16 protein-coding genes are annotated in these 18,705 nt (G+C 34.0%); all 16 read left to right on the top strand.

Annotation, left to right across the window (positions count from 1 at the left end; translation table 11 throughout):
- The 16 genes from rfbB (at position 1) to JFL75_RS13115 (ending at position 18,670) form a co-directional block, all read left to right on the top strand.
- The gene (gene rfbB, locus JFL75_RS13190) at positions 1-1,092 is read left to right on the top strand and encodes a dTDP-glucose 4,6-dehydratase (protein WP_215627138.1); all 1,092 of its coding nucleotides are present in this window, start codon (positions 1-3) and stop codon (positions 1,090-1,092) included.
- A gap of 21 nt (positions 1,093-1,113) precedes the next feature.
- Positions 1,114-2,211 carry a Gfo/Idh/MocA family protein gene (locus JFL75_RS13185; protein WP_223292652.1) on the top strand — a complete coding sequence of 366 codons (1,098 nt, stop codon included), beginning with the start codon at positions 1,114-1,116 and terminating at the stop codon, positions 2,209-2,211.
- Positions 2,208-3,326: a DegT/DnrJ/EryC1/StrS family aminotransferase gene (locus JFL75_RS13180; protein WP_215627137.1), complete on the top strand. Its 1,119-nt coding sequence runs from the start codon at positions 2,208-2,210 to the stop codon at positions 3,324-3,326. Before JFL75_RS13185 ends, JFL75_RS13180 begins: the two co-directional genes overlap by 4 nt.
- Positions 3,320-4,021: a formyltransferase family protein gene (locus JFL75_RS13175; protein WP_215627136.1), complete on the top strand. Its 702-nt coding sequence runs from the start codon at positions 3,320-3,322 to the stop codon at positions 4,019-4,021. Before JFL75_RS13180 ends, JFL75_RS13175 begins: the two co-directional genes overlap by 7 nt.
- Positions 4,022-4,587: 566 nt before the next feature.
- Positions 4,588-6,033 (top strand): flippase, encoded by a 1,446-nt coding sequence (locus JFL75_RS13170; protein WP_215627135.1) that lies wholly within the window; start codon positions 4,588-4,590, stop codon positions 6,031-6,033.
- A 2-nt stretch (positions 6,034-6,035) separates the two neighbouring features.
- Positions 6,036-8,051 carry a pyruvate formate lyase family protein gene (locus JFL75_RS13165; protein WP_215627134.1) on the top strand — a complete coding sequence of 672 codons (2,016 nt, stop codon included), beginning with the start codon at positions 6,036-6,038 and terminating at the stop codon, positions 8,049-8,051.
- Positions 8,032-8,886 (top strand): glycyl-radical enzyme activating protein, encoded by an 855-nt coding sequence (locus JFL75_RS13160; protein WP_215627133.1) that lies wholly within the window; start codon positions 8,032-8,034, stop codon positions 8,884-8,886. Before JFL75_RS13165 ends, JFL75_RS13160 begins: the two co-directional genes overlap by 20 nt.
- Before the next feature lie 7 nt (positions 8,887-8,893).
- Positions 8,894-10,006 (top strand): UDP-galactopyranose mutase, encoded by a 1,113-nt coding sequence (gene glf / locus JFL75_RS13155; protein ID WP_215627132.1) that lies wholly within the window; start codon positions 8,894-8,896, stop codon positions 10,004-10,006.
- Positions 10,003-11,145, top strand: coding sequence for a hypothetical protein (locus tag JFL75_RS13150; RefSeq protein ID WP_215627131.1), 1,143 nt, complete (start codon positions 10,003-10,005; stop codon positions 11,143-11,145). The genes glf and JFL75_RS13150 overlap by 4 nt, the downstream gene beginning before the upstream one ends.
- A gap of 94 nt (positions 11,146-11,239) precedes the next feature.
- A complete protein-coding gene (locus JFL75_RS13145; RefSeq protein WP_215627130.1) occupies positions 11,240-11,965 on the top strand; it encodes a polysaccharide deacetylase family protein in 726 nt (241 codons plus the stop codon).
- A gap of 41 nt (positions 11,966-12,006) precedes the next feature.
- Positions 12,007-13,065, top strand: coding sequence for an ATP-grasp domain-containing protein (locus JFL75_RS13140; RefSeq protein WP_215627129.1), 1,059 nt, complete (start codon positions 12,007-12,009; stop codon positions 13,063-13,065).
- Entirely contained in the window at positions 13,028-13,708 is a 681-nt protein-coding gene (locus JFL75_RS13135; RefSeq protein WP_215627128.1) for a PHP domain-containing protein, read from the top strand. Before JFL75_RS13140 ends, JFL75_RS13135 begins: the two co-directional genes overlap by 38 nt.
- Positions 13,709-13,761: 53 nt before the next feature.
- The gene (locus JFL75_RS13130; RefSeq protein ID WP_215627127.1) at positions 13,762-15,084 is read left to right on the top strand and encodes a nucleotide sugar dehydrogenase; all 1,323 of its coding nucleotides are present in this window, start codon (positions 13,762-13,764) and stop codon (positions 15,082-15,084) included.
- A gap of 14 nt (positions 15,085-15,098) precedes the next feature.
- Positions 15,099-16,205, top strand: coding sequence for a glycosyltransferase family protein (locus JFL75_RS13125; protein ID WP_215627126.1), 1,107 nt, complete (start codon positions 15,099-15,101; stop codon positions 16,203-16,205).
- A gap of 37 nt (positions 16,206-16,242) precedes the next feature.
- Positions 16,243-17,490: a glycosyltransferase gene (locus JFL75_RS13120; RefSeq protein ID WP_215627125.1), complete on the top strand. Its 1,248-nt coding sequence runs from the start codon at positions 16,243-16,245 to the stop codon at positions 17,488-17,490.
- A 4-nt stretch (positions 17,491-17,494) separates the two neighbouring features.
- Complete coding sequence (locus JFL75_RS13115) at positions 17,495-18,670, top strand: hypothetical protein (RefSeq protein WP_215627124.1); 1,176 nt, start codon at positions 17,495-17,497, stop codon at positions 18,668-18,670.
- The last annotated feature ends 35 nt before the right edge of the window (positions 18,671-18,705 follow it).

Genomic DNA, 18,705 nt, shown 5'->3' with positions numbered 1-18,705 from the left:
ATGCGAAGCTTAAAGAATGTCCTGGTTACCGGCGGCTCCGGTTTTATCGGCTGTAATTTTATCCGTGTTCTTCTCAATAAAACTCCGGATTTTAACGGCCGCATTATTAATCTGGACGCACTCACTTATGCCGGGAACGCATTGAGTCTCGCGGAGATAGATACCAAACATGGCGGCGGCCGGTACTTTTTTGAACACGGTGATATCTGTGATCGGCCTTTTGTGGAAAGTATTTTTGACAAATACGAAATCGATACGGTAATACACTTTGCCGCCGAAAGCCATGTGGACCGTTCCATTCTGGGACCCGAGGCGTTTATTAAAACGAACGTGATGGGGACTTACACGCTTCTCGATGCGGCGAGAAATATATGGAAGAGAGCCGGTGGTTCCATGCGAGAGGATGTGCTTTTCCATCACATTAGCACTGATGAAGTATATGGTTCTCTCGGCGATACAGGTTATTTTACGGAAACAACAGCGTATGATCCCCGCTCGCCCTATTCGGCCAGCAAGGCATCCAGTGATCATCTCGTAATGGCCTATTACCATACCTACGGGCTGCCAGTGACACTTTCCAATTGTTCAAACAATTACGGTTCGTACCAGTTCCCGGAGAAACTCATACCTTTGATGATCCTTAACATGCTGGAAGGGAAAAATCTCCCGGTATACGGCGGCGGAAAAAATATCCGTGACTGGGTTTATGTGGAGGATCACAATTCTGCGGTGTGGGCTGTTATAGCAAAAGGCAGAATCGGTGAGAAGTACAACATCGGCGGCGGTAACGAATGGGAAAACATTAAACTTCTTTCTGTATTGATTGATATTGTTGCAGATCAAGCCGGTCTTGATCCGGATAAAATCTGGGAAACAATTACCTATGTGAAGGACCGTCCGGGGCACGACCGACGGTACGCGATAGATTTCTCAAAAATAAAAGACGAATTGGGTTGGGAACCCGGCTCAACCTTTGAAGATGGTTTGAAAAAAACCGTAGCCTGGTACTTGAAAAACAGGGAGTGGATTGACGGTATCAGAAGCGGTGAGTATAAGAACTGGGTTGAGAAGAATTACGGGAAGCGTGGATAACTAAGAAACAGAGGCATATAGGTGTATACAGTAGCATTAATTGGATGCGGCAGAATCAGCTTCAAGCATATTGAGGGGTTTGTAAAAAACTCGGATGTGATGAAACTGATTGCAGTTTGTGACCCTCTGACTGAACGGGCGGAGGAAAAGGCAACTGAATACAAAAAAAACATCCCAGACAGTGAAGTTAAAATTTACAGTGATTATAAACAAATGCTATCGGAACTGTCTCCCGATATTGTTACCATTGCTACCGAATCCGGGATACATCCGGAGATTGCCATCACTGCACTGGAGGCAGGCTCCCACGTGATCTGCGAAAAACCCATGGCCCTATCGACCAGGGATGCGGACGCCATGAATGAAGCAGCCCATAAGATTGGAAGAAAACTGGCAGTCTGTTTCCAGAACCGGTTCAACGCACCAGTGCAGAAGCTGCGCACCGCCCTTGAAGCCGGCCGGTTCGGAAAGCTGTTCCATGGTATGATCCAGGTGCGATGGAATCGGAACGATGCGTATTACGCCGAAGCCCCTTGGCGCGGGACCTGGGAGATGGACGGCGGAACCCTTATGAACCAGTGTACCCATGGTATTGATCTTCTTCAGTGGATGATGGGGGAAGATGCTGTTCGGGTGCAGGCCCAGACCCGCCGGTTTATCCGGCCTATTGAAGCGGAAGACTTCGGGGCGGCTATAGTAGAATTTAGAAACGGCTCTGTGGGCATTATTGAAGGTTCCGCGGATATTTACCCGAAGAACCTGAATGAGACGCTTTCAGTTTTCGGTGAAAAAGGGTCCGTTGTTATCGGTGGTATAGCAGTCAATAAACTCGAGACCTGGCGCTTTTCCGATGCCGATACTATTGGTGACAACGAGGAGAAAGTCCTTAATCCCAATGAAAAAGATCCTCCCACTGTATATGGTTTCGGGCACGCTGCCCTGTTCAGGGATTTTGTCGATGCAATAACAGAAAACCGGGAGCCTCTTGTTCCCGGAGAGAAAGGAAAGAAAGCCTTGGAAATAATTCTGGCCATATATAGATCACAGAAGACAGGCATGCCCGTGGATCTGCCTTGTGATTTTTCGACTCTTGAAATGATGGAGTATTTTGAAAAATGAATGTACCCTTCTATGATGCTACACGGGAATATAAACTGTATAAAAATGAGTTCGATACAGCGATATCAGATGTAATATGTTCCGGCGGCTTTATTCTTGGAAAACAAGTTCAGGAATTCGAAGAAGCTATTCAGAATTATACCAGAGCAAAATACGCTGTAGGTGTTGCAAACGGCAGTGATGCACTGGTAATTGCGTCGGATATCCTCGGGTTTAAGGACGGTGCCGAAGTAGTGACCCCGGTGTTTACCTTTTTTGCTTCTGCGTCGTGTATTGCCCGAGTTGGCGGGAAGCCGGTCTTCTGTGATGTTGATGAAGATACCTTCTGTATGGATATGGCCGACGCGGAAAACCGGATTACAAAACACACCAAAGGTATCCTGCCGGTGGATCTTTTTCTTCAAACAGCAGATATGGAACGATGTACAGAGATCGCCCGGAGGCACGGATTGTCGGTGTTGGAAGATGCCGCAGAAGCTTTTGGTATGCAGACATTGTGCGGTGTTTCCTTGAAACATGCTGGGACCATGGCTGATTTCGGTGTGTTTTCATTCTTTCCGACGAAAACCTTGGGCGGATATGGTGATGGGGGAATGATTATTACGGATAATGAAGAGCTATACAAAAAAGCAAAGAGCTACCGGGTCCATGGGGCCGTCAAAAAATATCATCACGACTATATCGGTTACAATTCACGGCTCGATACCTTGCAGGCGGCGATACTCAACATTAAGTTATCCCATATTGATAATGTGATTTACCAGCGGGCAAAACACGCCGCCCAATACCGCGAACTTCTGCAGGATGTGCCCGGGATAAAACTCCCGGTTATTAAAAAGCCGAATAAAGAAGTGAATTATGTATTCTGCCTCCAGGTGGAAAGAAGGGACGGATTGGATTCACACTTAAAGGAAAAAGGAATCGGAACGTCGATTTATTATCCGGTTCCTCTCCATCTACAGAAGTGTTTTGAATATCTAGGTCACAAAAAAGGTGATTTCCCTGTGGCCGAAAGACTGTGTGAACATGTCTTGGCATTGCCTATGTTTCCAGAATTGACTGAAGATGAGGTTAGTTATGTGTGTGAGTCAATCAGGAGATTTTACGGATGTTGAAAAAAAAAATAGTTTTATTTGCGTATAATTTCCCGCATAAAAAAACCCAGGATTTTATCCTATATTTAATAAGTTCCGGTGTGCAAATTGCAGGAGTTTTTGCCGCAGATGCTGTTAAATTGACTATTCCCAAATCAGTAATTAGGTCAAAAATACACCATATAGGATTACTGCATCCTAAGCAGCTATGCAAAGAATTACATATTCCGTATTTTTCAATGCCGCATAATTCTCCGGAGATTGTATCGTTTATATATGATAATGTAATTGAAGTTGGTGTTATCTCTGGGGCAAGAATCCTAAAAAAACATATTATTGATGCCTTTTCTAAAGGAATTGTCAATTTTCATCCTGGGTTGATTCCGGAGGCCCGGGGATTAGATGCAATGTTGTGGTCCATATACAATGAAATTCCTTTGGGTGTTACATCGCACTTCATTGATCAGAATATTGATGCGGGGAGAATTATTGAGAAGCAGCATATTTGTGTATATAAAGATGATGTTTTGCTTGATGTTAGCGAGCGAATTTATGAGACTCAATTAGCAATGATAAGTACCACCCTTGACAAAGTTTTTATGCAGACCAATTTTACTCCAATTGTCTTAGGAGATTATAATAAAAAAATGCCGCCTTCTAAAGAAGAAGAGATTGAAATCAAATTTGTAGATTATAAAAAAAAGTTTATATGTTAAAATCTGTTTGTTTATTTTGAGTGTCGGGTAATGATGGCAATACCAGAAGAACAAGATTATCTTTTAACTAACCTAGGCTACAAGTTACGATCTTTTATCGGAAGGAATTATTAGTTATGGTGTTTTATCATGGAAAAAATATAACCCGAGGTAATGTAAAAATTCAGAACAATGTATCTCTGTATGAAGATGAAATTATTGAGGATTATGATTTCCGCGGCCCCTCTTGTCTGATCACAAATGTCATCAACCCCCGGGTTTTTGTGGAGCAGAAGGATAAATACCGGAATGCCATTGTATAAAAAGGTGCTTCCATTGTAACCATTGTGTTTGGTGTTTACCATAGAGGATTATGCTTTGGTAGGTGTGGGATGTGTGGTAGTGAAAAAATCTTCTATCCATCCATATTAGTTTACTGCTGCCCTGCTTATGATAAGAGGGAGGGTAGATAAGAATGATTATAAACTGAGTAAAAATGTTGATAGCTTGGCCAACTTTCTTTCTTTTTCTCAAATCAGAAATTTATAAAATATTTTAATAGTTATGTTGATAAGGAATCGTCAAGAATGCCTCAGCAATCAATAAAAAAAAACTATTTTTATAATCTTTCATATCAGATTTTGCAATTGCTAACTCCGTTAATAACTGTACCTTATCTTTCCCGTGTTTTGACTGCGGAAGGTATCGGTATTCAAAGCTATACAAATTCTGTTGTTAGTTATTTTGTTATGGCTGCATCATTAGGTATTGGGCTCTATGGCCAGAGAGAGATTGCCTATAATAGAGACAATGAAACGAAGAAAACAAAGGTTTTTTTAGAATTATCTTTGATACGGTTTATTACTGTATTAATGAGTCTTTTTTGTTATTTCATTTTTGTGATTTTGTATGGCCAATATAAACTTCTCTTTATAATTGAAAGTGCTAATATTATTGCATGCCTTTTTGATTTTACTTGGTATTACCAGGGTATGGAAAACTTTAAAAATATCGCCTTTCGGAATATTTTTTTTAAACTATTATCTGTAGTTTTGATTTTTTTATTCATAAAAAGCAGTGATGATTTGTATATATCTGTGATTATTGGTTCTGGTACCTTCTTGATAGGGCATATTTATCTTGCATTTTTTGCTGTTAAGGGTTTATACCAAGAGATTAAAAAAGTTAATATAAAGACTCTTCGGCCATTCAAACATTTTAATAAAATAATACTGCTTTTTGTTCCACAAATAGCAGTACAAATTTATACTGTTTTAGATAAAACTATGATTGGGATAATTACTCATTCGCCGCTTGAGAATGGATGGTATGAACAATCAATTAAAATTATAAAATTGTTACTTGTTATTATAACATCTTTGGGGACTGTATTAATTCCACGAATAGCTAATTTAAATGCTAATAAAAAATATAATGAAATAAAGAAGTCTCTTACTCAATCATTTTTATTTGTGTTTGCTATTGGTTTGCCAATGATGTTTGGTCTTATTGGGGTTGCAGATTTATTTGTTCCCGTTTTTTTTGGTCCGGGATATGAAAAGTCAATAATACTTATACAAATACTAAGTGGGCTGTTTTTGGCCATTGGAATGAATAATGTTATTGGTATGCAATATCTGATACCTGTAAAAAAGGAAAAAACGTTTACCATTACTGTCATTATCGGTGCACTTTCAAATTTTTTATTAAATTTAATATTAATTCCTAAGTATAAAGCAGTTGGTGCGGCTATTTCATCTGTTTGTGCTGAGTCAATTATTGTTCTAATACAGTTTTTTTATATTTACAAATTGATAGATATTATGTTGATTTTGAAAAGATTGTGGCGTTATTTCTTTTCCTCATTTATTATGATTTTGCTATTGTTTTTTTTAAAAAATGTATTATTGTCAGGTCCGATTGCTTTATTTGTTATTATTGGCGCCTGTTCAACTGTTTATATTCTTATTTTGCTCCTATTGAGAGATCCTTTTATTTTTTCTATTCTAACTAAGATTCTTAAGAGGAGTTGAAAATGTTTAGTAGATTAAAAATGTTTATAAAAGCTATTCCAGGAATGGCTACTTTGCTTTTATATAGAAACGCAGCAGTAAAATTGTATGTTAAAAAGTATGGAAATATATCTGAATCTAAATGTAGAACTTTGTTAAAAGTTATGTTTCTCTTTCTTTCTAATAATTTCCTCTTAATGAAAGATGTATTACAGCGAACAAGGAAACTTTTAAAGATAGTTAAAATATCAGATGATGAAAATTCTCCTTTTTTTTATTCTCTTGATACATCAACTTATGTTGTTTATATTGATCGTGTCATTGGTAACCTAACTCCAGATTATTCTGTTTTGATTAATCATTCTATTTTTGAATTGGAAGAAAGGTCAATAATCTGGGGATATATAAAAGATTATGTTGTAAGATGTATAAAATACCTTGAAAAAAGAAACAGTAAATTTAATACATTTAAAATAAATCATTTACAACGATTGTTTTCGGAGCGTGCAGAAAGTTTTTATGAAGCCCTGCAACGTATTTTATTCACTAATCAGTTGATTTGGCAGGAAGGTCATACACTGATTGGTCTCGGCCATCTGGATAAAATGCTTGATCCCTATTATAGGCATGATATTGAAAATGGAATTATTAATCGGGAAACAGCACTTTCCTTTATTAAAGACTTTTTAACTTTACTCCATAAAGATTATGCATTTAAAAGTAATATGTTGTTGGGTGATACTGGTCAGATAATAATCTTGGGTGGCATAAATGAAGATGGGCATTATTTTTCCAGTGAATTAACGAGTTATTTTATACAAGCAGCTAAAGAACTTAAACTTCCTGATCCAAAGCTTCTTGTTCGTGTAAGTCAAAAAATGCCTATTGAACCATTATACGAAAGCATTAAATGTCTACAGACAGGGATCGGATACCCCCTTTTTTCAAATGATGAAGTTATTATTCCTGCGTTGATCAATTTTGGATATGATGAAAAAGATGCTTACAACTATGGTACATCAGCCTGTTGGGAACCTTTCATTATTGGTAAATCTTCCGATGCCAATAATGTTTGTTATTTAAATTTTGCAGAGCCATTCAGGAAAATAATTTTTTCAGATGAAGATTATATTTCATTCAATGCAATGATCCAGGCTTATAAGATCCAATTAAGTGTTTACTGTGTTCAGCAAGTGAAAACAGTAATGAAATATACTTGGGGAAAATCCCCATTGCTTTCTCTGTTTATTGATAATTGTATCGAAAAAAGAATTGATATTGCTGATGGTGGAGCCAAGTACAATAATTATGGGTTTACTTCTGTTGCTCTTTCCAATGTGATTAATTCTCTCTTAAATATTAAGAAGTATGTTTTTAGCTTGCAACTTTTTTCTCTTGAAGAACTGAAAAGTATTTTGCTTGCTGATTTTAAAGGGGCAGATGATATTCAGAAGCTTTTTCGAAATGAACCAAATAGGTTCGGTTGTGATACTGATGAAGTTATATCATTAACAAATGAAATCTTTATTACCGCGAGTAATGCTGTAATATCGGCAATTCCTGATAATTTTTTGCATAAAATAAAGATTGGATTAAGCTCTCCAAGTTATATTGGTGCTTCAGAAAATTTTCCGGCTACTCCTGATGGCAGAAATGCTAATACTCCATTTTCTGTTCATATTTCTAATGAAAAAAAATCCGATCTTACTTCTTTATTCTCCTTTGCTTCAAAACTTGATTATGCACAGAATAGATTTAATGGAAACGTAGTCGATTTTATTGTATCGCCTCAGTTTATATCAAATAATTTTGACCAGTTTGCTTCTCTCTTAAAGGCAGCCTTTATAAATGGTGTTTTTCAAATACAGTTAAATGTTACTAACAGTTCAACTCTAATTAAGGCAAAGGAGTTCCCTGAAAGTTACCCAAATCTGATTGTTCGGGTCTGGGGATTTAGTGCTTATTTTAATGACCTTCCGGATAATTATAAGGATTTTTTAATTGAGCGAGCATTGGAACATGAGTGTTCTTATAACTGATATACAACGTACATGTTTGCATGATGGCCCTGGCATTCGTACTACAGTTTTTTTTAAAGGATGTTCACTTCACTGTCCCTGGTGTGCTAATCCTGAAACCATTTTTTTCCAGAAAGAATATTATTATGATGAGTCTTTGTGTGTTAAAAATAATAATACGTGTATTTGTAATGAAAAATGCCCAATATTACGTGGAGGGTCAATTGTTAACTTTAATTGTCCCATACATGCGATAAATATTTTCGGTGTTCAATATTCATCTAGAGACCTTTATGATGAAATTATTTTAGATTTGCCTTTTTTTCGTGATTCAGGCGGAGTTACTTTTTCAGGCGGAGAACCTTTGCTGCAACTTCATCGAATTCGAGACTTATTGCGAAGACTTATTAATGCCAAAATACATATATGTGTTGAAACATCTTTATTTGTACCAGATTTTTTTTTAAAAAGCGTTTTTGAATACATTAACATATTTTATGTTGACTTAAAAATTCTGTCTTCTGAAGAATGTAAAAATCTATTAGGCGGAGATATAAAGGTTTTCTACAATAATCTCGAAATCTTGTTTTTGCAAAAAGTTGATATGATTTTTCGAATTCCTTTAGTTAATGAATTGACATCATCGCAACAAAATATAGATCTTATTTGTAATGTAATACAGAGATATCGGCCATTAAAAGTTGAATGTTTTAATGTACATCAACTGGCTGAAAAGAAATATAAACTTTTAAAAAAAACAATGCCTAGGTTTATTCCTCCATCAGAAGATGTAGCAAAAAAAATAAAAAAAGTTTGTGTTGAAGCGAATATTCCATTTATTTTCATGAAAATGTAGGATTAATATGAGTGTTTTTGACTATCTAATAGTTGGTTCTGGTTTATTTGGCGCTATATTTGCTTATAAAGCTCAACAAGCAGGAAAAAAGTGTCTAGTTATTGATAAACGGCCGCATCTTGGTGGAAATATCTATTGTGAAAATGTTGAGGGTATAAATGTTCACAAATACGGTGCTCACATTTTTCATACATCAAATAAAAAGGTATGGGATTTTGTAAATAATATTACTCCATTTAATAGATTTATAAATTCACCACTAGCAAATTATAGAGGGTGTCTTTATAACCTTCCTTTTAATATGAATACATTTTATAAACTATGGGGAGTAAAAACTCCTGAAGAAGCTAAGCAGATGATTAATCTACAGCGAAAGATAGCAGGCATTAGTAATCCAAAAAATCTAGAAGAACAAGCAATTTCTTTAGTTGGTAAAGAAATTTATGAAATTCTCATAAAAGGATATACTGAAAAACAATGGGGGCGAAAATGTACAGAGCTTCCTGCTTTTATCATCAAACGATTGCCTGTGAGATTTACATTCGACAATAATTATTTTAATGATGATTATCAAGGAATTCCTATTGGAGGATATAATAAGATTATTGATATACTACTGGAAAATACAGAAACAAAAATTGAAACTGATTTTTTTGCGGATCGAAAATACTGGGAGCAATGTGCAAATAATATTGTCTTTACGGGTAAGATAGATGAATATTTTAATTATCAATTCGGAAAATTGGAATACCGTACAGTTAAATTTGAAACAATTACTATTGATTGTGATAATTACCAAGGAAATGCGGTTGTAAATTATACGGATCTAAATGTCCCCTATACTAGGATAATCGAACATAAACATTTTGAATTCGGAAACCAGTCTAAAACTGTTATTTCTCGGGAATTTCCCTCTGAATGGATGGAAGGTGCTGAATCTTTTTATCCATTGAATGATGAGAAAAACAATTCTCTTTATACGAAATACAGAGAAATGGCTGATAATCATAATTCAGTAATTTTTGGGGGGCGTCTCGGGGATTATCAATATTATGATATGCATCAAGTGATAGAAAAGGCTTTTGCTAAAGCCGAAGAGCAGGGGTTTGATATATTATGAAAAAGGTACTCTTAAAGATTGGATCACTTAATATACCTCGTAATAGATGGTTGGATGCTTTGGCTGTTTTTGATGAAATATATATATTTTCATTTCAAGAAGAAGTTGAGTTATCTGATCCACATATCCATTATATTAAATTTAAGAACGGCTCCTACAGAAACAGAATTTTACTCAGACTATTAAATAAAACTAAACTGAACATGAAGTTTGATGTTATTTCTTCTTTTTTAATTTTTCTTCTAAGAATTTGTAATCTAATGCAATTAAAGAGAATAGAAAAGATGGATGTAGGATATATTCATTCAAGTTATAATGATTTTGATGATTCAAATTTACTTACTCTTCTTATAAAAACAAAAAAAAGAATAACTCGCGCACAGAAAGAGACACGAGAGTATTATAATTATCTTGAGATGAGCTGTCTGAAAAAAAGCTATCGAATAATTTTTAACGCAAATCAAAATGTTTCTTTCTTTAAAAAGAAGTATAAAAGAATATTCGAAAACAAAGAGATTTTAATCGGTTTGGATGAAGATGTGCGTAAAGCTAGTATTGTTGCTTCAGTAATTCGCTTGCCTAAATTGTCTGCGAAAGACAATCTGGTTCATGCTGTTATTTTAGCCGGACGAGTTTTATCTGATAAAAATGAACCTCGAAGTGGTGGTCGACTTTATTATATTCCACTAATAAAGGAATATCTTGATGCGGGAATGGTTGTGCATCTACATACCGGTAATATAATACCTATAAATGGAAATAATCCCTATTGTGAGCTCGCACAAGAAAATCACAATTTTAGAATAGAACAAAAACTTGATTTTGAGACTGACTATGAAAATGCGTATAAGATATTGAGCCAATATGATGTCGGTATACTGCACGCATTCATTCCTGATACTTCGGTTTTCTCGTTTGACCAGATTAATATTCCTCATCGATTTTATGAATATCAGATTGCAGGAGTTGTACCACTACTTAAGAAGAATACTAATTTTGTTTTAGAGGATATTTTTCTTACTGATAAGAATGGTTTGCTTTATGAAGATGTAAATGAGATTTCTTTTGAAAAAATTAAGAATAAACAGTTTACAAATAAAACATTTGAAGAATATATAAAATTGCTCTATCCAATATAATTTCTTGAAAGAACTATGAAATAGAAAAAGGAGGTAGAAACTGAAAATTACTGACTTTACTTATGTTGCATATGGGGAACTTCTACATGATATATTGTCAGAGGGATATTCGTTTTCAGGTTATCATGAATACTCTTTAAAAGAATCAACCGAAATAAATCTTAAGCAGAAAAAAATCTGTATTCTCCGTCATGATGTTGATTACAGTATTGAAAAAGCTGTTGATATGGCCGAGTTTGAGGCTTCGGAATTTGATGGGGCTATAAAGGCTGTTTACTTTATTCTTTTGAACACAGATTTTTATAATGTCTTTTCAACCAGATATTCTGATTCCCTGAAAAGAATTATCACTTTGGGGCATGAAGTAGGGCTCCATTTTGATGAAACTAAATATTCTCTTAATGAAAATGTTGAAGAATATATTAAGTATATAAAAAAGGAGGTGGATATCCTTTCTGCTGCGGTGGATATTCCTGTAAAAACAGTATCAATGCATCGACCATCGCAATTTGTATTAAAAGCGAATATTTCTATTCCCGGAATTATTAATAGCTATAGCCAGCAATTTTTTAGGAAATTTAAATATCTTTCAGATTCCCGCCATAACTGGTGTGAAAATGTTGAAGACCTTGTTTTGTCCGGTGAATTTAAAAAAATTCATTTGTTGACACATCCATTTTGGTATACTACAGAAAAGGATACATGTAGAAATAAATTATTTCATTTTATTTCTGCTGGGAATAAAAATAGATACATAAATATGAATGACAATTTTAAAAATCTTCAAGAGTTTATTTCCTCTGATGATTTTGATAAATAAAAACACCCGGTTTTTTATAAATAGCTATTCAAGGAGTGGATATGAATATTTTATTGACCGGCGGAGGAGCTCCAGGCGCTGCGGGAATTATTAAGTGTCTGCGAAATGGAAATCCTGAAATACAGATTACCTGTGTTGACATTAACCCATATGCATATGGTCAGGTTTTGGCAGATAAATTTTATACAGTGCCTGGGGCAGGTGACCAAAAATTTATTTCAGAAATAAAAAATATATGTGAGAAGGAATCTATAGATATAATTATTCCTCTTGTAACAAGAGAATTATCTCTATTTGCCGCAAATAAACACAATTTTTATAAACTGGGAATAAATATTTGTGTTCAGGATGCTAAAATCCTTCATATTATTAATGATAAATACAAGCTGCTCGCAACATTACAAAGAAATGGACTGCAGACACCGGAGTTTTATTTATGCAATGATGTTGATCAGTTTGAAAAAGCCTGTGAAAAGCTCGGCTATCCCGAAAAAACCGTATGTTTTAAACCTGCTTTGTCAAATGGAAGTAGAGGTTTCCGTGTGTTATCTCGTGATATAGATGAGTTCAGGCTTCTTTTTGAAGAAAAACCAAATACTGCTTATATTCATTATGAATCAGCAATAAATTTATTTATTGATCGCGTGCTTCCTAATCTTGTTGTAATGGAGTATCTTCCTGGGCCGGAGTGGAGTGTTGATTGCCTTGTGGATAATGGATCGCTTTTGTATTGTATCCCACGGTTGAGAAATCGGATGAATGGTGGCATAAGTATTGATGCTACTACAGTACAGGAACCTTCTATTATAGATTTTTCTGAGAGGATATGCCGCATGTTTAAATTGAATGGAAACATCGGTATTCAGTTTAAGCAAGATATTAATGGACTTCCACAGATATTGGAAATAAATCCCAGGTTGCAGGGATCGATTGTTATTTCTGTTGCTGCAGGTGTAAATCTTCCTTATTATGGTATACTCCTGTGCTCGGGACAGAAAGTTCCTCAAGTTGAGCCGCAGTGGGGAATTCGCATGTGCCGATATTGGGAGGAGGTGTATTTTGATGCTAATGGACAATCATTTACATACCCTTTTTTCTGATGGACATAATACACTTAGGTCTATGGCAGAAACGGCTGTACAGCTTGGATATAGACAGATAACATTTACTGATCATATCCGAAGAAGCTCCTCTTGGATTGAAACATATATTCTTGAAATTGAGCAATTACAAAAAGAGTTTTCTGATTACCTTGTAATTGATATTGGAGCTGAAGCAAAAATAATAAATCCTGATGGGGAAATTGATTTCAACCCGCAATATCGGGACCGGTTAAAAATTATTCTTGCTGCCATTCACCGTATCCCATTGGGTAACGATGAATATTTTCGAACCGCCGAAATAACTCAAAATAATAAGGATAGGGTTTTGACCTCTGTAGAATCTGCAATGCTAAATGTGATGAAAAACCCCCTTGTTGATGTTCTTGCACATCCATTTTCTTTGGGGCAAAATCAGTTTTTTTCCGCCTTTTTTTCAAGAGAATTCTGTACCCGCCTCAAGTCTGCCGCTCTTAGTGAGGGGAAATATCTAGAATACAATACAAGTAAGTATAATGATTGTGTAACAGAATCATTCTGGCAGAGTCCCGGACTTAAAGTTTGGATTGGAAGTGATTCACATTCTGTTGAAAGTATGATAAGTAGCAAAAACTTGATTTGTAGAATATGCAGTGTGATTTAAAATCTGTAACAGGTGGTTATGTTAATTATTTCTTGAAAACTGAAGGATACAATATGACAAGTTATGATGTAATAATGGAAAAAATCAGTGATAGAACAATAAAAGTTGGTGTACTAGGGCTCGGATATGTAGGATTACCTTTGGCTGTTACTTTTGCCTGTAAAAATATTCATGTTATCGGATTTGAAAAAAGCGAAAAAAAAGCAGAAGCAGTTAATCTTGCAAAAAACTATATCGGTGATGTAAATAATCGGGATTTTGAGGTAGTCGTAAAAGAGACAAAAAAATTGTCTGCTACTACTGATTTTTTAAGAATCAGAGAGTGTGACGCTCTTTTTATCTGTGTTCCGACGCCGCTAGATAAATTCAAGAAACCCGATATGAAGTATATTGAAGAATCCTGTATCGATATTGGCAGAAATATGAAGCCTGGGACTTTTATCAGTTTGGAAAGCACTACTTATCCGACAACTACAGAAACTTTTATGAAGCCTATAGTTGAGCGCGAATCTTCTTTGATCGAAGGAAAAGATTTCTGGCTTTGTTTTAGTCCTGAGCGGGTTGATCCGGGCAATCAGGATTATAAGACTGAAAATACTCCAAAAGTTGTCGGTGCTCTTGGCTTGGAGGCTCAGAACATTGCTCTGGCTATATATGGAATTGCAATACAGCATCTTCATGCTGTTTCTTCTCCTCGTGTTGCTGAAATGGTTAAGATACTTGAGAATACATATAGATTAATAAATATATCTCTGATTAATGAGCTTGCACTTCTTTCTGGCAAAATGGATATAAATATCTGGGAAGTGATTGAGGCTGCAAAAACAAAGCCTTACGGATTTCAGGCATTTTACCCCGGTCCAGGTATTGGTGGTCATTGCATCCCTCTCGATCCTTTTTATCTTGAATATATTGCAAAAAACTATAATTTTAATTTATCAATGATTCATACCGCAGGGGCAATTAATGACCTGATGCCATATCGAATGATGAATAAAATTTCTTATGCTCTTAACCGGCACAAAAAACCTATGAACGGATCCACTATTCTTTTTTTGGGAGTGGCTTATAAACCTGATATTGATGATGCCCGTGAAAGTCCTGCTCTACTTGTAATAGAACAGGTAGCAAGAAAGGGGGCCATCATCAAATACCATGACCCTTATGTGTCTTACATAAAAGATAAGGCCGGTAACCAATATAATAGTGTAGAACTCTCAGATAAAGTAATTCAGAATGCTGACTGTGTTGTATTTACCACAAATCATAAGGTGTTTGATGTGGATTATATTGTTAAAAACGCCAGCCTTGTTGTTGACATGCGTAATTGTGTTAAAAGTGTAGCGATTGAAGATGGAAAGGTTTTTAAACTATGACGGGATATTATCTTGTGTTTTTTGAAAAATCTTTTCATAAAAATAAAAATAATGGTGTTTATAAAAAAGTATTAGATCAGATTGATGCATTTAAAAACCATGAAATAGATATTTCAGTTTTAAATATTGCTGATTTTTTACCTCAAAAAAAAGGATTTAGAAAAATAAACTTGCTACTAAATAAAAAAGAATATACAAAGAATATTCCGAACTCTTACTACAACTGTGATTTTTTCTATATTAGATATTGGCTTTTAACATTCCCCTTTTTGAATTTATTAAAAAAAATAGCAGAAAAAAAAATTCTAATAATTTTAGAAATCCCCACTTATCCGTATGATGATGAATACAGAAGAACAGATTTAAAATCACAGATATTTTTATTAATAGATAAACTGATTAGGAAAAAAATAAAAAGATATGTCAATGCTATTTCGACATATTCAGGCGATGAACAGATTTTTGATATTTCAACGATTAAAATATCAAATGGATTGAATTTTTCCAGGATACCAATGCGAATTAATGAAATAAAAAATAATGAAATTAATTTACTTATTATTTCTCAATTTTCCTTTTGGCATGGCTATGATAGGATCTTAAAAGGATTAGAGATATATGTTCGAGATATTATTATTAATTCAAAAACTATTGTAAAATTACATTTTGTAGGGGATGGAAAAGAATATGAAATATATAAAAATATATGTTTAGAATCAAAATTGGACCAATACTGTTTTTTTTATGGATTGAAATCTGGAAAGGATTTAGATGCAATTGCAAATCATTGTGATATTGGAGTCTGCTCATTAGGAGCGCATAGAAAAAAATGCTATTTATCTAGTGAGTTAAAGTCTCGGGAATACGTTGCATATGGGCTACCTATGATATCAAGTGTTAAAATTGACTTCGTTGATGATAAATGGCCTTATTTGCTTAGAGTTCCTGAAGATGATAGCCCTATTGATATAATTTCTGTAGTTAATTATTTTAATAAAGTATACAAAAATAATAACAGTGAAGAGATTTCACGAATCATTCGTTCATATGGTTTCGCAAGATGTGATATCAATGTTGCAATTAGGCCGGTAATTGATTATTTAGCTAACTCAAAAAATTGAAAATAATAAATATAATTAACTCGATTGGGTTTTTAAAATGAAATTATTACATATAAATACAAATGATATTTCTGGTGGTGCTGCTATTGCTGCTTATCGCCTGCATAAGGCCATGCGGAATTGTAATATTGATTCTGAATTATTAGCATTGCATCAATCAATAAAAGATCAGGGGGATATATTAACTTTACCTAAAACTCTTACCCCGCTTGATCTTTATCATCGACTGAAAGAAAAAATTTGGAGTACAATATACCTAAGTAATAAGCAAGGTCGCTTTTCTAGGTTTAAATTCGGAATTAAAGTAACAAAATATATTGATATTTCTAAATATAATGTTATTTATTTACATTGGGTGAATGATTCCTTTATTAATTATCAGGTTTTAAAAAAAATTTTGAAATCGGGAAAACCTGTTTTTTGGGTTTTGCATGATATGTTTCCAATAACAGGAGGGTGTCATCATTCTTTTGATTGTGATAAATATCAGTCTGTTTGTAATTACTGCCCATATATAAAGAAAAAACGAAAAAAGGATATTTCGTTCTACCAGCAAAAGAAAAAAGCAAAAATATTTAATAAATATAAAAATTTATTTTTTATCTCACCGAGTAAGTGGTTGTTCGATTCAATAAAAAAGAGTTTTGTTACCAAAACAAATAAAGTTTTTCATATACCTAACATAATTCCAGAAAATAACTTTAAGCCCGTGGATACTTTATTCTCACGTGATTGCCTTGGATTGGAATATAATAAAAAGATAATACTTTTTGGGGCAGATTCAGCACTTTCAAATCCATATAAAGGATTTGAGTATTTTTCGCTTGCTTTACAGGCTTTGGCTATCGATCCTAAAATAAAAAGAGATGATATTGAAGTATTGATATTCGGCAGTAGTTATAATAAAACTATTGCCGAAATTTTACCTTTTAAAACTCATTTTCTCGGTAAACTTTCCGATGTCTATTCTCTTAATCTGGCTTATAATGCAGCTAACTTGTTTTGTGTATCTTCTTTAGCGGATAATCTTCCCAATACTATTTTAGAAAGTTTAGCTACACATACCCCGGTCGTGGGTTTTAACATTGGTGGAATTCCTGATCTTGTTAACCTAAAAACTGGTTATTTGGCGAATTATAAAGATATAGATGATTTAAAAAATGGCATAATGAAATGTTTATATTCCAGTAAACTTTTTTTTGATTTTAGTTCTATTTCTAATTATTCTGCTGTTCCTATAATAAACAAACATTTCGAAATGATTGAATGGGTTAAAAGAAATTAAAAGTATGTATCAATCAGAAAGTATAAAAAAAAATAGTCTGCATATTTATTTTTTTTGTGTTTTAATTCTACCATCTCCATTTTTAAATTATATCGGGTTAACCGGTATGTCTGAAAGTATAATTATCCTTATATTAAGCAGCCCATTTTTTTTCTTTTTATACAAAGGAAAAAAATGGGTAATTTTATCAATCTTGCTTATGTTAATGATTTGTTCAATTACCGCCTTTTACTATAAAGATATCAAACTTATTATAATTAATTTCATTTTAATATCTTATTTGGTTTTGCATAATATTTTAAATCATGAGACATTGGAAGATTTTGTTGATCTGGCAAGTAATTTTTTTTTAGTTATGCTTATTTTTTGCTGGGTTGGGCTTATTTATAGCCTGAAGGGAGGCCTTCCAACAGGGACAATAATTAACCCTGATACAAGACCTAATTATTGGTATTTGACAACATTTTCTAATGTTAGATTTGGAAAGCTTATTCGTCCTTCTGGGATATATGATGAACCCGGGGCTTTATCGTTTTTTATTATTTCAATAGTGCTATTGCGTTTATATTTAAATAAAATAGATAAAAAAAATATTTTACTGCTTATATTGGGATGTGTAACTTTTTCTTTAGCGCATTTATTGTTTAGTGTTTTGATTTATTTTTATATTCATAAAAGAATAAGTTTTAAATCAAAAGTGCTATATGATATCGTATTGATTATTTCAATAATTATATTTTTTTTGGTTATGTTTGATGCAATAAATGCGCTTGTTTTGGAACGGCTAAAATTTAATTCTAATACAGGACGCTTTGTTGGTGATAATCGATCTATACAATTAAAGGCTGTTTTCCATTTCCTTTCCGAAAATGGAATATTTTGGGGAGCATATGGATACGATAATGTTTTTAAAGAGTATGGTACAATTGGTGAAAATCCTTTGACAAGACTTGCTTTAGATGGGCTTTTTGTTTCATTACCCTATTATTTCGGTGTTTTAATAATGTCTATAGCTGTTTTTTTCTCTTCAAAACGAATGCTCATTTTTGTTATGATCCTTCTTTTTTTACAGCGACCCTATTTAAGTTCTATTGGGTACTCAGCTTTCTTTATTCTCTTTTTTAGGATTGCAATAAATGAATTGCAAAACAATAAAAACATGTTTTTCTTTGTAAAATAAACCATAATAAGATGATTAAACTAGAGGTTTTTTGT

Source organism: Breznakiella homolactica (assembly GCF_016616095.2).
Lineage (GTDB): Bacteria > Spirochaetota > Spirochaetia > Treponematales > Breznakiellaceae > Breznakiella > Breznakiella homolactica.
The sequence above is the reverse complement of the archived record's forward strand: the minus strand, read 5'-3'. Positions and strand labels throughout refer to the sequence as shown.